11 protein-coding genes are annotated in these 15043 nt (G+C 24.0%); 9 read left to right on the forward strand and 2 right to left on the reverse strand.

Annotation, left to right across the window (positions count from 1 at the left end; translation table 4 throughout):
* The first annotated feature begins 70 nt into the window (after positions 1 to 70).
* From ACJA27_RS01845 to aspS, 3 genes are read left to right on the forward strand one after another with little or no spacing between them, the layout of a single operon-like run.
* A complete protein-coding gene (locus tag ACJA27_RS01845) occupies positions 71 to 673 on the forward strand; it encodes an FMN-dependent NADH-azoreductase (RefSeq protein WP_406617601.1) in 603 nt (200 codons plus the stop codon).
* 4 nt (positions 674 to 677) lie between these two features.
* Entirely contained in the window at positions 678 to 1997 is a 1320-nt protein-coding gene (gene hisS, locus ACJA27_RS01850; RefSeq protein ID WP_406617602.1) for a histidine--tRNA ligase, read from the forward strand.
* 1 nt (position 1998) lies between these two features.
* Positions 1999 to 3708 (forward strand): aspartate--tRNA ligase, encoded by a 1710-nt coding sequence (gene aspS, locus ACJA27_RS01855; protein ID WP_406617603.1) that lies wholly within the window; start codon positions 1999 to 2001, stop codon positions 3706 to 3708.
* Between the two features lie 55 nt (positions 3709 to 3763).
* Here the strand turns inward: aspS and ACJA27_RS01860 are convergent, their stop codons facing one another.
* Positions 3764 to 4633: a glucose PTS transporter subunit IIA gene (locus ACJA27_RS01860; RefSeq protein ID WP_406617604.1), complete on the reverse strand. Its 870-nt coding sequence runs from the start codon at positions 4631 to 4633 to the stop codon at positions 3764 to 3766.
* A 224-nt stretch (positions 4634 to 4857) separates the two neighbouring features.
* Here ACJA27_RS01860 and ACJA27_RS01865 point away from each other — a divergent pair, with 224 nt between their 5' ends.
* Positions 4858 to 5895: a 2-hydroxyacid dehydrogenase gene (locus ACJA27_RS01865; RefSeq protein WP_406617605.1), complete on the forward strand. Its 1038-nt coding sequence runs from the start codon at positions 4858 to 4860 to the stop codon at positions 5893 to 5895.
* 5 nt (positions 5896 to 5900) lie between these two features.
* A complete protein-coding gene (locus ACJA27_RS01870) occupies positions 5901 to 6854 on the forward strand; it encodes an aquaporin (RefSeq protein ID WP_406617606.1) in 954 nt (317 codons plus the stop codon).
* Positions 6855 to 6938: 84 nt separating this feature from the next.
* Here ACJA27_RS01870 and ACJA27_RS01875 read toward each other — a convergent pair whose 3' ends face one another.
* Positions 6939 to 7427 (reverse strand): hypothetical protein, encoded by a 489-nt coding sequence (locus ACJA27_RS01875; protein ID WP_406617607.1) that lies wholly within the window; start codon positions 7425 to 7427, stop codon positions 6939 to 6941.
* A gap of 337 nt (positions 7428 to 7764) precedes the next feature.
* Between ACJA27_RS01875 and upp the strand changes: the two genes are divergently transcribed.
* The 4 genes from upp to deoD all read left to right on the forward strand — a co-directional run bounded on the left by upp (position 7765) and on the right by deoD (position 15043).
* Complete coding sequence (gene upp / locus ACJA27_RS01880) at positions 7765 to 8391, forward strand: uracil phosphoribosyltransferase (RefSeq protein WP_406617608.1); 627 nt, start codon at positions 7765 to 7767, stop codon at positions 8389 to 8391.
* Between the two features lie 2 nt (positions 8392 to 8393).
* Positions 8394 to 11462, forward strand: coding sequence for an MPN527 family putative ECF transporter permease subunit (locus ACJA27_RS01885; protein WP_406617609.1), 3069 nt, complete (start codon positions 8394 to 8396; stop codon positions 11460 to 11462).
* Between the two features lie 183 nt (positions 11463 to 11645).
* Entirely contained in the window at positions 11646 to 14117 is a 2472-nt protein-coding gene (gene lon, locus ACJA27_RS01890; protein ID WP_406618300.1) for an endopeptidase La, read from the forward strand.
* A 221-nt stretch (positions 14118 to 14338) separates the two neighbouring features.
* A complete protein-coding gene (deoD, locus tag ACJA27_RS01895; RefSeq protein WP_406617610.1) occupies positions 14339 to 15043 on the forward strand; it encodes a purine-nucleoside phosphorylase in 705 nt (234 codons plus the stop codon).

The raw sequence follows: 15043 nt of genomic DNA on the forward strand, positions 1-15043 counted from the left end.
TTTAATATATATTAAAATAAATTATAATAAATTAAGTATTTTTATAACTAAACTAATCAAGGAGATAAATATGTCAAAAAACATTAAAATTCTAGCTTTAGAAGGTTCTGTAAATAAAGACAGTTTAAGTCAAAAATTTTTATCAAAAATCTTAGAAAATGTTAAAAATAGTGAATCAAAAGTAGTTAATTTAAATCAAGAAATTTTTGCTAATTCATTATTAAACCAAAATAATTTATCTAATTTTTTTGAATTAAATAATAGTGATAAATGAATTAATTTATTAAAAGAAACTAATTATTTAATTATTTCTTTTCCTATGATTAATTTTACTTATCCTGCTACTGTAAAGAACTTTATGGATACTATTTGTGTTGCTAATAAAACTTTTAGCTACAAATATTCAAAAAAAGGTAATGCTATTGGTTTATTAAATAATCTTAAAGTAATTTTAATTTCTACTCAAGGTGCTCCAGAAGGCTGATATCCTTGAGGTAATCCATTAGCACAACTAGAAGGTATATGAAAATTTTTAGGAGCAAAAGAAGTAAAAACTTTATTAATTGATGGAACTAAAATTGCTCCAAATAATACTTTATCTCATGAAGAAATTCTTAAAAGATATGAAACTAAAGTTTTAGAAATAACTAAAAATATTAAAGTAGAGGAATAATAAAATGTTTAATAGAATTAAAGGAACTAAAGACATTAATCCTACTGAAATGATGACATATGAATTCATAAGAGGAATATTTTTAAAAATAACTAACGCTTATAACTTTAGTTATATAGAAACTCCTATTATAGAAAATGCTGATTTATACAAAAGATCAGTTGCAAGTAGTGATATTGTAAAAAAAGAAATGTATGAATTCAAAGATAGAGGTGATAGATCTATTTCTTTAAGACCAGAAGGAACCGCTGGATTTATAAGAGCTTTAATTGAAAATAAATGATATACCTACCAAAATAATAAATTTAGTTATTATGGACAAATGTTTCGTTATGAACAACCTCAAAAAGGTAGACAAAGACAATTTTATCAAGCTGGTGTAGAAGCTATTGGTCAAAAAAATATTTATCAAGATTATGAATTAATTTCTATGGCTAATTTATTTTTAAAAACTATTGGAATTAATACAAAATTAAAGATTAATTCTATTGGTGATAAACAAACAAGAATTAATTATCAAAAAGAATTAAAAAAATACTTTTTGCCTTATAAAAATGAATTATCAGAAATTAATCAAGAAAGATTAGAAACCAATGTTTTAAGAATCTTAGATGATAAGATTGACTCACAAAAAGAATTTGTTAAAAAAGCTCCAAAAATCTTTGATTATCTTTCAGAAGAAAGTAAAAAATACTTTACTGATTTATTATCTCTTTTAAAAATAAATTATATAGATTATGAAATTGACTATAGTTTAGTTAGAGGATTAGATTATTATGATGAAATTGTTTATGAATTTGTTTCTTTAGAAAAAAATACTGGTGCTCAATCTACTGTAATTGGTGGTGGAAGGTATTCAAATTTAATTAAAGAATTAGGTGGTCCTGAAACATCTGCTTCTGGTTGAGCAATAGGAGTAGATAGAATAGCAGAAATAATTTTTGATAATAATCTTTTAAATGAACAATATCAAAATAATAAAATTAAAATTCTTTTTGGTTGTTTAAATCAAGAAAATTTAAATACATTCATTTCTTTATGTAATGAACTACGTTCATATGGAATAAAATCAGAAATAATTAAAACTTTAACTAAGAGTAAAAAAATCTTTGAAAAAGCAGAAAAAACTAATGCTGATTTTATTATTTTTGATGATAAAGTTGAACAAAAAAATACTTTTTTAGTTAAACATTTAAAAACAAATGACAAAATATATTTTAGTCATAATGAAAGTGGATTTGATAACTTATTACATTTTTTAAGTGATAATGATGATGAAATTTATGAAATTTTAGATGAATTAGCTGAAACGGAAGAAGAATAAAATGAAAACTAGTAAAAAAATAAATAATAATGAATTGAGTAAAAAAGATATAAACAAAACTGTTACTTTATTTGGTTGAGTTGCGAATAAAAGAAGATTTGGAGAATTAACTTTTATTGATTTAAGAGATAGATATGGAATTACTCAATGTGTTTTTAACAAGGATATTAAATTAACTAAAGAAACTTGTTTATCTATAACAGGTAAAGTAGTTTTAAGAAAAGAAAAAAATCCAAATTTAAAAACTGGTGATATAGAAGTTTTAGTAAATAAATATGAAATTTTTTCAAATTCATTAGATTTACCATTTCCCATTAGAGATGATGTTGAATTAAAAGAAGATACTAGATTAAGAAATAGATTTTTAGATTTAAGACGTCCTATAATGCAAAAAAATATTATTTTAAAAGCTAAATTTAATAATGCTATCAGAACATTTATGGAACAAAATGGTTTCTTAGATATAGAAACTCCTATGCTAGCCAAATCAACTCCTGAAGGAGCTAGAGATTATTTAGTTCCCACAAGAAATTACAATGAATTTTTTGCCCTTCCTCAAAGCCCTCAACTTTTTAAACAATTACTTATGGCTTCAGGTTTTGAAAGATATTATCAATTTGCTCGTTGTTTTAGAGATGAAGATGGTAGAAAAGATCGTCAACCAGAATTTACTCAACTTGATATTGAAACTTCATTTTGAACTGTTGAAGATTTTCAAAAATATATTGAAAAATTATTTAAATATGCATTTGAAAAAATTGGAATTAAAATTAAAACTCCATTTTTAAGAATGAAATATGATGATAGTATAAGAGATTATGGTAATGATAAACCTGATATAAGATTTGGATACTTATTACAAAACATTGAAGATTGTTTTAAAAATTCAGAATTTTCAATTATTAAAAATGCTCCATCTATAAGGATGTTAAGAGTAGATACTAAAATAGATAAAAAAACTTTTAACCATTTAGAAGAAATTGCAAAAAAGAACAAAGCTAATATTTTATTTTATTTTGTAATAGAAAATAAAGAAATCATTTTAACTAATTTTGCTAATAAAACTCCTAACGAAATAAAAAATATTTTAGAAAAAAATAATTATCAAGATGGTAGTTATTTTATAGTGGCTAATAAGTATGAAAATGCTTCTCAAGCTCTTTCTGCAGTTAGAAATGAATTGAATGCTATATATCATTATGCTAATAATGATGAATACAAATTCTTATGAATTACAGATTGACCTATGTTTGAATATGATGAAGAAAATAACAAATGATCAGCTGCTCATCATCCTTTTACTCAATTTGATCATAATTTTGAAGATTTAGATAAATTAGAAATGAAAGATATTAGAGCAAAATCATATGATTTAGTATTAAATGGTTTTGAATTAGGTTCAGGTTCAGCAAGAATTTATAACAAACAAGTTCAAGAAAAAATGTTTAATTTAATAGGAATGAGTGAAGCAGAACAACAATCAAAATTTGGGTTTTTCTTAAAAGCTTTTGATTATGGTTTACCTCCTCATTGTGGAATTGGTTTAGGTATTGATCGTTTAATAATGATTTTAACCAAGCAAGAAACTATTCGTGATGTTATTCCTTTTCCTAAAAATGCAAAAGGTCAAGATGTCTTTACAAATGCACCTAGTGGAGTAACAAAAGAACAATTAGATGATTTATTTATAGTATTAAAAAATCAAGAATAAAACAAGATAGCAACTTTTCAATTGCTATCTTGTTTTTAAAAAATATCATTTTTTATTAAATTATTTCAAATCAAGGTTGTTCAGCTTTTTCAATATTTTTTGAACAAAGTAATTTTAATTGAGAATCTTTATGATTTTTATCAGTTATTAAAACAATAATATCTGTACATTTAATTTTTGCTTCTTGAAGTTTTTTCATATCGATTTCAACAAGTTTTTGACCTTTTTTAACCATATCATTTTGATTGACAAAAGATTTTAAGCCAATACCATTTAATTTAGTAGTTCCAATTCCAATATGAATTAAAATTTCTAAATTTTTTGCTTTAATACCATATGCATGTTTAGTTGAAAAAGAAGTTTCAATTTTTCCATCAATAGGAGATAAAATAGTTAATTTAGATTCTTTTTTATTACAAATTGCATAACCATTACCTAAAGTTTTACTACTAAATACTTCATCTGGAATTTCTTCTAAACTTTTTCATTCACCAGAACAAGGAGAAAAAATAATTTTTTGTTCTTGTTCTTCATTTTCTTTTACAGAAGTAGAACTTTTTTCTAATAAATTTCCAGTTTCAATTTGAATATTTTTTGCTGCTTCAATTTTTAAATTTTCTTGCGCTTTTTGAATTTCTAAATTTAATTCTTCAGCTCTTTCGCCAAATTTGACTTGAATATGTCTAGGACCAAATAAAACCACATCAGTTGCTCCTAAAGATAACAATTTATCTTTATTAACTTTATCAGAATCTTTAATGTCATAACGTAATTTAGTTGTACAGTTATTAAAAGCAACAATATTATTTATTCCACCTAAAGCATCAACAATATTTTTTATCTCTTCTGAAACAACATAAGGTTCTACTTTTTTAATATTTTGTTTTTGTTTTTTATTTTTAAATAATTTAGCAAAAAGACCCATATTATTATTTCTCCTTATTACTCTATAAAAATACTTTTATTATTTTAATACATTATTATTTTTACTTTTTCACTCAAATTAAATATAAAATGCTTTTATGTAAACGTTTTCATATTTTAAACTTCTCATAAAGTATATATATTATCAATGTTTTTTATAAATGTTAAGATTATAAAAGCATTTTTTTATAATAAAAATTTATGTTTTTTAATACAAGGAGAAATATGAAAATAGCTTTTTTTGATGCTAAAGAATATGATATTAAATATTTTGATGCTGTAAATCAAAATAGACATGAAATTACATATTTTAAAGAAAATTTATCAATTGATAATGCATATTTAGCAAAAGGTTATGATGCAGTTTGTGGTTTTGTTAACACATATGGAGATAAATTTGTTTTAGATATCTTATCTAAAAATGGTGTTAAATTTTGATTACAAAGATCAATGGGATACAACAAAATCAATTTAGCATATGCTAACCAATTAGGAATTAAAGTTTTTAGAGTTCCCAATTATTCAGCAGAATCAGTAGCAGAATTTGCTGCTTGTACAATGATGGCATTAAATAGAAATTTACTTATTGCCCAATCAAGAGTAAAAAACTTTAATTTTTCATTAAATCATTTAGATGGAAAAGTTGTTTTTGGCTCAACTGTTTCAGTTATAGGAGCTGGTAAAATTGGACAATGTTTTATTAAAATTGTAAAAGGAATGGGAGCAAAAGTTTTAGTTTTTGATACCTATTCGCAAGAACATTTTCCAGAATTAGCAGAAAAAATGGGTTTTGAATATGTTTCATTTAAAAAAGCAATAAAAGAAGCAGATTTCATTTCTTTACATGCTCCATTATTACCTTCTACTAAATATTTAATCGATGAAGAAGCAATTAAAATTATGAAACCAGGTGTAATTATTGTTAATACTGCTAGAGGTGAATTAATTGAATTACCAGCAATTTTAAAAGGTTTAAAATCTAAAAAATTAGGGGGAGTAGCTGTTGATGTTTTGGAAAGAGAAGAAGGAAGATTTTATGAAGATGTTTCTTCTTATGCTAAAGATTTAAAAATTAATGATCCTGAATGAGCAGAATTATTACAAATGGAAAATGTTATTGTTACTTCACACCAAGCATTTTTAACTGATATTGCTTTAGACCAAATTGCTAAAATTACTTTAGCTAATGCTGATGATGCTCAAAACAATAATTTTGAAAAAGCTTTAATTCTAATGGATAACGGAAGGGTTAAAAACGGTTAATCATTATGTTTAAATTTTTTAAAATTAGAAAAGCTAATCGTCCAGATGCTGTAGAACCTCAATCTGCTTTTGCTTGATTTAAACATTTAACTTCAGAAATTATCGGAACTATTTGAATTTCTTTAGCTTTAGCAGGATTATCTATTCTCATTTCTGGTAAACCTTTAGAAAGTTTTTTCTTATTACATAATGTTATAGTAGGATTTTTTGCTGGTTTTATTGTTGTAGGTTCTTGTTTAATGATCTTTGCACGATGGTCAGTGGATTTAAATCCTTCCGTTACTCTATATAGATGAATTAATGGAACAAATAGCAGCAAATATGCTTTTGCTAAAATTCTATCTCAAATTATAGGTTGTATTCTAACTGGTTTAATTATTTGAGGAATTGGTTATGCAACCAATAATAAAAATGCTTCTAATTTATCAATTTCTTCTTTAACTGCTGCTAATAAAGATTTTTTAGATTTTAATAACCTTAAAAATGGAGCATCTATAACTAATGCTATTGTTTCTGGATCATTATGAATTTTCTTTGGAGAAATGGTAATGACTTCTATTCTTTTATTTCCAATTTTTTCTCCTCGTATAGATTCAAAATACCGTGATTTATTTATTTTTTTCATTATTTCTTTATCTGTATGAATGGGAATTTTACAAGGTTCAGCTGCTATCAATCCTGCTCGTGGTTTTTCTCAACAATTGCCAGATTTATTCTTCGGTTTAAAAAATGATTCTTCAGCAATGAAAAATCTTGAAGGAACAACATGACAAGGTAATTTTAATATCGGTAAAATTGACTTAATATCAGCAACCATAGCAATGATATTAGGCGATTTATGTGCTCCTATTTTCTACGCTATTATTCAAGGTTTAACTGAAAAATATTTCAATAATTGAAATAACGCTATTATTAACTTTAGAAATCAAAAAGCACAAGATTTTATTAAAAAACAATAATATTAAAAAGTAGACTTACGAAAAAAGTCTACTTTTTAATATTAACTAATTTATTTATCATCTTCTTTAAAAGAATGATCATTTTTAGTTAATACTGGCTTTAAGTGCTGTTTTTTCTCCTCTCATAATTAGCACCATTTTTGGCTTATCTTTATCACTATTTATTTTTTCACCTATTCTATCAACCACTTGTAATTGATTTTTTACCCCTAAATATGGTAAATCATCCATTTCATAATCCTTAGTTTTTAAATTAAGATACATATCTTTACGTTTAATTTTAAAAATTTTACTTAAATCAATTGCATAAAGATCTTCAATTTCTTTTAATTCACCTTCATCAGTGATACCATCGCCTTTAATTACTTCTATAATATCTTTTGGATTATCATAATCTTGTTCTTCAATTTTTCTATCATAACAAGATAAGAAATAGAAGTATTCATCATCATCTGCGATAATTAATAATCCTGGTGAATGTAATTTTTCTCCAGTCATTCTTTCAATAAAATTTTCTTTGAATCATAAGGGTTTTAAAATAGGTAATAAGTTGATATCTTCGTTTTTATTCATGAAATTATTTTATAAATTTCATTTTTCTAATTATGCTAATTTAGAATTAAAATTAAAAATTAAAATAAATTATCAAAATAGTTAAAAAATCAATATTTCTTATTTTTTTATAAGAAAAAAATACTTTTTTAATAAAAAGCTTTTGTGGATAACTTTTGGTAAAGATATTAAATGTTTAAAATAAATTATTTAAATTAAAAACTTAAATAAGCAAAATTTACTGCTTTCCTTTTCTAAAAATTCCATTTACAACTATTTTTAATAAAATATTTAAGATATATTAAATTTTTAATATAAATTTATAATTGTTATTAATATATTAATAAGGAGTAAAACAATGTTAAAAGTCATTAATCATCCATTAATATCTATTAAATTAACTAATATGAGAGATATTAATGCAGACCATTCTAAATTTAGACAGAATTTAAATGAAATTGCTTCATTAATGGTTTATGAAATTTTAAGAAATTACAAAACTAAAGATAAAATTATTGAAACTCCACTACACAAAAAATATACAGGTTTTACTTTTGATAAACCTATTGTTTTTGTTCCTATTTTACGCGCTGGTTTAGGAATGTTAGATGGTTTATTGGAATTGGTTCCTCAAGCTAAAACTGGTCATATTGGCATGTATAGAGATGAAAAAACCTTTAAAGCTAAAGAATATTTCTACAAAATGCCTCAAGTTGCAAAAGACAGTGAAATCTTTGTAGTTGATCCTATGTTAGCAACAGGGGGTTCAGCTGTAGATTCTATAACTAGATTAAAAGAAGATGGCTTTACCAATATTCATTTAGTTTGTTTAGTAGGAGTTAAAGAAGGAGTAGAAAATGTTGAAAAACATTTTGGAAAAAATTTTGAAATTTATTTAGCTTCTTTGGATGAAAAATTAAATGAAAATAGATATATAGAACCTGGGTTAGGTGATGCAGGAGATCGTATATTTGGAACTAAATAAAAATGAAAAGATTAAAACCATCAACTAGTAAAACCATATATATGATGCTAAATAGTGCTTTTCTTTTAGCACTATCTATCCTTTTTGATTTTTTAGCATCAAAATTCTTCGCTTTCCCTTTAGCTACTTTTTTAAAGTTTAATTTTTCTATTGGTTTTATTTTTTTTACTTATAAAAGATGTAATTATTTTTATGCGCTTTTAATTTCTATTCTTTTATTTTTAATAGGTCCTTCTTATGGAAGTCATGGATATGACTTAGCAGGAATTTTGGGACATTTTCTATTATTTTTATCTCAGTTTTTTTTTATATCAAACTATGTTTGAATTGAAAAAGTTTGAAAACAAAAAAATAAAAATAAAGATTTTAAAATTTCAAATTATTTATTATTTCTAATTTTATCTATTTTTATTTCTACAATTCTTTTAACTTTTATTAATGTATTTTGAAGTACTCCTTTATATTTTAAAGTTTTAAAAATAGTAAAAATAGAAAATAATGAGTGATTATTTACTTCCTTTTTAAAAAGTTATAATCTTAAATTTAAAAAAATATTTTTTAACCTTGATAACTATTTTATAGGCGCATCATTACTATATGTAACCTTTAATTTAATTAATTTTTCCCTAAATACAATATTAATTTTAGTTTTACTAAAATTTGATAACAAAACTAAAATTTTAACCAATGGATACCAAAATATTTCATGAGAGGATGAAATTACTATGAATGAATATAATCACAAAGAAATTGAAAATAAATGACAAAAAAAATGATTAGAAAAAAAATCTTTTGAGCCAGAAAATAATTTTGAAAAACCTAAAAAATATATTCTTACAATGTTCCCTTATCCAAGTGGTAATTTACATATGGGACATGTAAGAAATTACTCAATAGGTGATGCAATAGCTAGATATTATCGTAGAAAACAATTTAATGTTTTATATCCTTTTGGTTGAGATGCTTTTGGTTTACCAGCAGAAAACGCTGCTATTAAAAACAATATTCACCCTAAAGATTGGACATATAAAAATATCGAAAGAATGGATAAACAAATTAAAAGTTTAGGTCTTTCTTATGCTTGAGAACGTGAATGTATTACTGCTGATCCTATTTATACAAAATGAGAACAAGAAATTTTTATTAAAATGTGAAATGCAGATTTAGTTTATACAAAAAAAACAAATCTTAATTTTTGTGAAAAAGATCAAACCATTTTAGCTAACGAACAAGTTATTGGAAATAAATGTTGACGTTGTGATCAACCTATTGTACAAAAAGAAATGGAACAATATTATTTAAAAATAACTAAATATGCTAATGAATTAAGTAATAGTTTAGAACAATTAAAAGACCATTGACCAGATAAAGTTTTATCAATGCAAAAAAATTGAATAGGTTTAAAAAATGGTTTTAACTTTAATGTTCAAATTAAAATTAATAAAACAGAAAATTATGATTTAGAAATTTTTGTAGAAACAAAAGAAAATATTAATCAAATTTCTTATATAGCAATGAATGCTAGTCATGAATTTATTGATTATTTAAAAAATAATTCTTTAATTGATAATAAAACTATTCAAAGAATAGATGAAATTAAAGCTAATGCTAATAGCAAAACTTTTTCTAAATTAGGAATCAAACTCCCTTTTGAATGTAAAAATAAAGCTAATAATGAAAAAATAGAAATATGAATAACTGATTTTGCTTCTGCTTCTGTAGATAAAAAACATCTAGTTTTAGTAAATATTGAAAGTTCAAAATCACATTTAGAATTTGCTAATTTTAATAAAATTAAAATTTTTAAAAATAAATTGAATAAATTAAATGAAGAAGAAATAAAAGAAACTTCAAAAATAAATCTTCAAGATTGGGGTATTTCTCGTCAAAGATATTGAGGTGCTCCAATACCAATGATAAGATGTAAAAAATGTGGTATTGTTCCTGAAAAAATTGAAAATCTACCTGTTCTTTTACCAGAAAAAATTGATTTATCAGTTGCTGGAAATCCATTAAAGCAAGCAAAAAAATGAATTAATACCAAATGTCCAAAATGTAATTATGATGCTAAAAGAGAAACTGATACATTTGATACTTTCTTTGAATCTTCTTGATACTTTTTAAGATATACAACAAGCAAAGAATTTTGAAATAAAATGATGTTTAATCCAAAAGAACTTAATTATTGACAAAATGCTGATGAATATATAGGTGGAGTAGAACATGCTATTATGCATTTACTTTATTCTAGATTTTTCACAAAAGTTTTAAATGATTTAAATTTAATTCCTTTTAGAGAACCAGCATCTAATCTTTTAACTCAAGGAATGGTTCTTAAAAATGGTGAGAAAATGTCAAAATCAAAAGGTAACACTGTTGATCCTTTAGACATTATTGACAAATATGGGGCAGATACTGCTAGATTATTTATTCTTTTTGCTGCTCCACCAGAAAAAGAATTAGAATGATCTGATAAAGGAATTGAGGGCTCATATAAATTTATTAAAAAAGTTTTTGACAAAAGTATTTTAATTGATAAAAATTCAAAATTCAAAAATATTAATCATAATGAATTAAGTAAAAATGAACAATTAGCTAGAAAAAAACTTTATCAAGGATTGATTAAACAAGAAGAAATTTATAATAACCGTAGAAATGGATATGCTTTTAATACTTTAATAGCTTGGATAATGGAAATTTTTAATGCATATGAAGATATTAATAAAAAAGAATTAATTACAGAACTTTATTATGTAACATTAAATATTCTAGAACCCTTTATTCCTCATATAGTATGAGAGTTAAGCCAAAAATATTTTAATAATCAAAATCTATTTGATTTTAATATTGATCAAAATGCTTTAATTGAAAAAGAAATTAAATATCCTATTACTATTAATGGTAAAGTAAGAGATGAATTAATAATAGATTCTAATAAAGAAGAACAAGAAATTATGTTTTTAGCAAAAGATAAAATTAAAGATTTTTTAGAAAAAAATAATTTAGAAATTAAAAAAGAAATTTTTGTAAAAAATAAAATAATTAACTTTGTAGCAACTAACAAAAAATAAAATAAATAATTTAGCACTTTTATTGGTAGAGTGCTAAATATTGTATATAATAGTATGAGCAAAAAATATCTTGCATATTTTTGTTTTGTGTAAAGGAGACAAATGAAAGCAAAACCTTTTGTTATTTTTAATGATATAGTTTTTCAATTTCACACAAGAGAAATTAAATTAACTAACAAAAAAATGATTGAAAATTTTAAAACATATAAAGAAACTGGTGAAAGATTCATTTTTCTTTTTCCTAAGAAAAAATATTCTAATAAAAAAGAAAAACAAGTTTATGTTGAAGATGATAAAGATGTTATTACTAATGAACAAGTTTTTGAATTAGGTATTTTATGTAAAGTTGTTAAAATGTCTACTATTAAAAAAGATGGATCGGTAAACGTTACTTTTAAAGCCTTAAATAGAGTAAGAGTTGATTTTGAAAAAACAGTTAAAACTTTACATTTAGAACTTCCTATTGATATTAATAAATTAGATGAATTAACCTATGTTAAAGATGAATATGAAGAAAATGAAAGTTATGTAGGTATGATTTATCAAACTAAAATTGATAAAATTGATAATCTTTTAAATAAATTAAAATCTAAAAATATTTCCATTTTATCTTTTGATGAATCAAATAAAGATGTAAGTAGTATTTTTAATGAAGGTGCTGGAATAATTGATTTTATCAATATTTTAGGTGGATGCTTAGTTTTACCATATGATAAAAAATATGAATTATTTTCTAAAAAAACTGTTGATGAACAAATTGATGTTATGTTAGAACATTTAGAAAAAGAATACAAATTTACTGATGTTAATGAAGAAATAGAAAAAAAAGTTAAAGAAAATTTAGAAAAACAACAAAGAGATTTCATTTTAAGAGAAAAATTAAAAGCAATTAAAGATACTTTAAATGATGGTGATGGTATTGAAGAAGATGATGAATATAATAAAAACATCAATGATGAAAAATTAAAAAATATTTATCCTGAATCTGTACAAAAAATTATCAAATCAGAAACAGAAAAATCAAAATCAATGATGACAGGTTCTCCAGATTATGCTTTAAGTCAAAATTATGTATCAGTATTAAAAAAACTTCCATGAAGAAAAGTTGAAAAAGAAAGTCTTGATATTAAATATGCTCGTGAAATTTTAAATAAATATCACTATGGACTTGAAAAAGTAAAAGAAAGAATTATTGAATATATAGCTTTAATTATTAACCAAGAAAAACACAATAAATCTAATAAAGAAAACTTAATTTCTATTGATGAAAATAACGCTATTGATTTAGATTTATTTAAAGATTCTCAAGAAGTTAAAGTAGACAAAAATAATGAAACTTTTAATAATGTTCCAATTTTAACCTTAGTTGGTCCTCCAGGTACCGGTAAAACTTCTCTAGCTAAAGCTATTGCTCAAGCTTTAAATAAAAAATTCATTAAAATTTCTCTTGGTGGGGTTCATGATGAAGCAGAAATTCGTGGACATAGACGAACTTATGTTGGTTCTATGCCAGGAAAAATTATTAAAGGTATTCAAAAAGCTAATGTTTCAAATCCTTTAATTCTTTTAGATGAAATTGATAAAATGGCTTCTGATCAAAAAGGTGATCCATCTTCAGCAATGTTAGAAGTTTTAGATCCTGAACAAAATGCTAAATTTCAAGATCATTACTTAGATACCGATTATGACTTATCAAAAGTAATTTTTATCGCTACCGCTAATTATTATGAAGATATTCCTGCTCCTTTATTGGATAGAGTAGAAATTATTGAATTAAGCAGTTATACCATTAATGAAAAAATAAAAATTGCTAGAAATCATTTAATTCAAAAAACTATTGAACAAGCATCACTTTCACCTGAACAATTTCAAATAGATGATCAAACTATAGAATTTATTATTAAACACTATACTTCGGAAGCTGGAGTTCGTGGTTTAAAACGTGCTTTAGATAAAATAGCAAGAAAAATTGTAGTTCAAGTTATTGAATCTAAAACCGAAATTAAAGAATACATCATAGATCAAACTAAAGCAAAAGAATTTTTAGGTGTTCCTATGTTTACTGAAAATGAAAATGAAAAAGAACCACAAGTAGGATTAGTAAATGGATTAGCTTTTACTTCTCTTGGAGGAACTACATTACAATTAGAAGTAACTACTTATCCTGGAAAAGGTGAAGCAATTAAATTAACAGGACAATTAAAAGATGTAATGCAAGAATCAGCACAAATTGCTCTTTCTTATGTTAAAGCAAATGCCGTTAAATTTGAATGTGATAAATTTGATTTTGAAAATAACCAAATTCATATTCATGTACCTGAAGGTGCAATTCCTAAAGATGGGCCTAGTGCTGGAGTTACCTTTACTACTGCTATTATCTCAGCTTTAAGTAAAAAACCTGTTTCTCCAGAAATAGGAATGACTGGAGAAATTACTTTAAGAGGTAAGGTTTTAGAAATAGGTGGCTTAAAAGAAAAATCTTTTGCCGCTTATAAAAAAGGAATTAAAACTGTTTTCATACCTAAAAATAATGAAAAGAATTTAGTAGAATTTCCAGAAGAAGTTAAAAAAGCTATTAAATTTATTCCTGTTAGTCAATATGAAGAAATTTATGACATTATCTTTGGAAAAAATCATTCTCAAAATAAAAAATAATAAAAAATTCTTTTTTATTAAAATTAAGCAAAAAAGTGGGTAAAAAATATGTTTTTACCCACTTTTTTTATTTTTTGGTATTTGCCCTAATTAACTAAAAACAAGGCATAAAAAATAAATATGATATCATTAAAATGATTAGTTTTTTCTAAATATTTCTATATTTATTTTTGCATTTTTTACTTAAAAAACTAACAAATTTTTAAAAATAAGGAGAAAAAATGACACCACATATAAATGCTAAAAATGGTGAAATTGCTAAAACTGTGCTAATGCCTGGGGATCCTTTAAGAGCAAAATTTATTGCTGAAACTTTTTTGGATAAGGGATATAAATTAGTAAACACTGTTCGTAATGTTTTTATGTATACTGGAACCTATAAAGGTAAACCTATTACTATTGCTGCTAGTGGAATGGGTTGCCCTTCTATAGGTATTTATTCATATGAATTATTTAATTTTTACAATGTAGATACTATTATTAGAATTGGTTCCGCTGGTTCATATGAAAAAGATTTAAAAATCTATGATGTGGTTTTAGCCAAAGATGCTATTGCTGATAGTTGTGCTTTTAGAGAATTGGTTTTAGGAGATAAATCTAATGTTTCTTTACCAAGTAAAAAAACTAATGAAAAAATTCTTAAAATCGCTAAAAAATTAAACATTCCTGTACAAGAAAAAAGAGTTCATTCTTCTGATGTTTTCTATGCTTCTGTTTCTTTAGAAGAAAGAATCAAAACTACTCAAGCTGCTTGTGTAGAAATGGAATCTTACGCATTATTTACTAATGCTGAAAAATTAGGTAAAAATGCTGCTTGTTTATTAACTATTAGTGATAATTTAATCACTAATGAAGCAACCAGCGCTGAAGAAAGACAAACTGCTTTTACCAAAATGATGCAAATTGCATTAGAAATGGCTGAATAA

The organism is Mycoplasmopsis lipophila (assembly GCF_045276895.1).
GTDB classification, from domain to species: Bacteria; Bacillota_I; Bacilli_A; order Mycoplasmatales; family Metamycoplasmataceae; genus Mycoplasmopsis; species Mycoplasmopsis lipophila.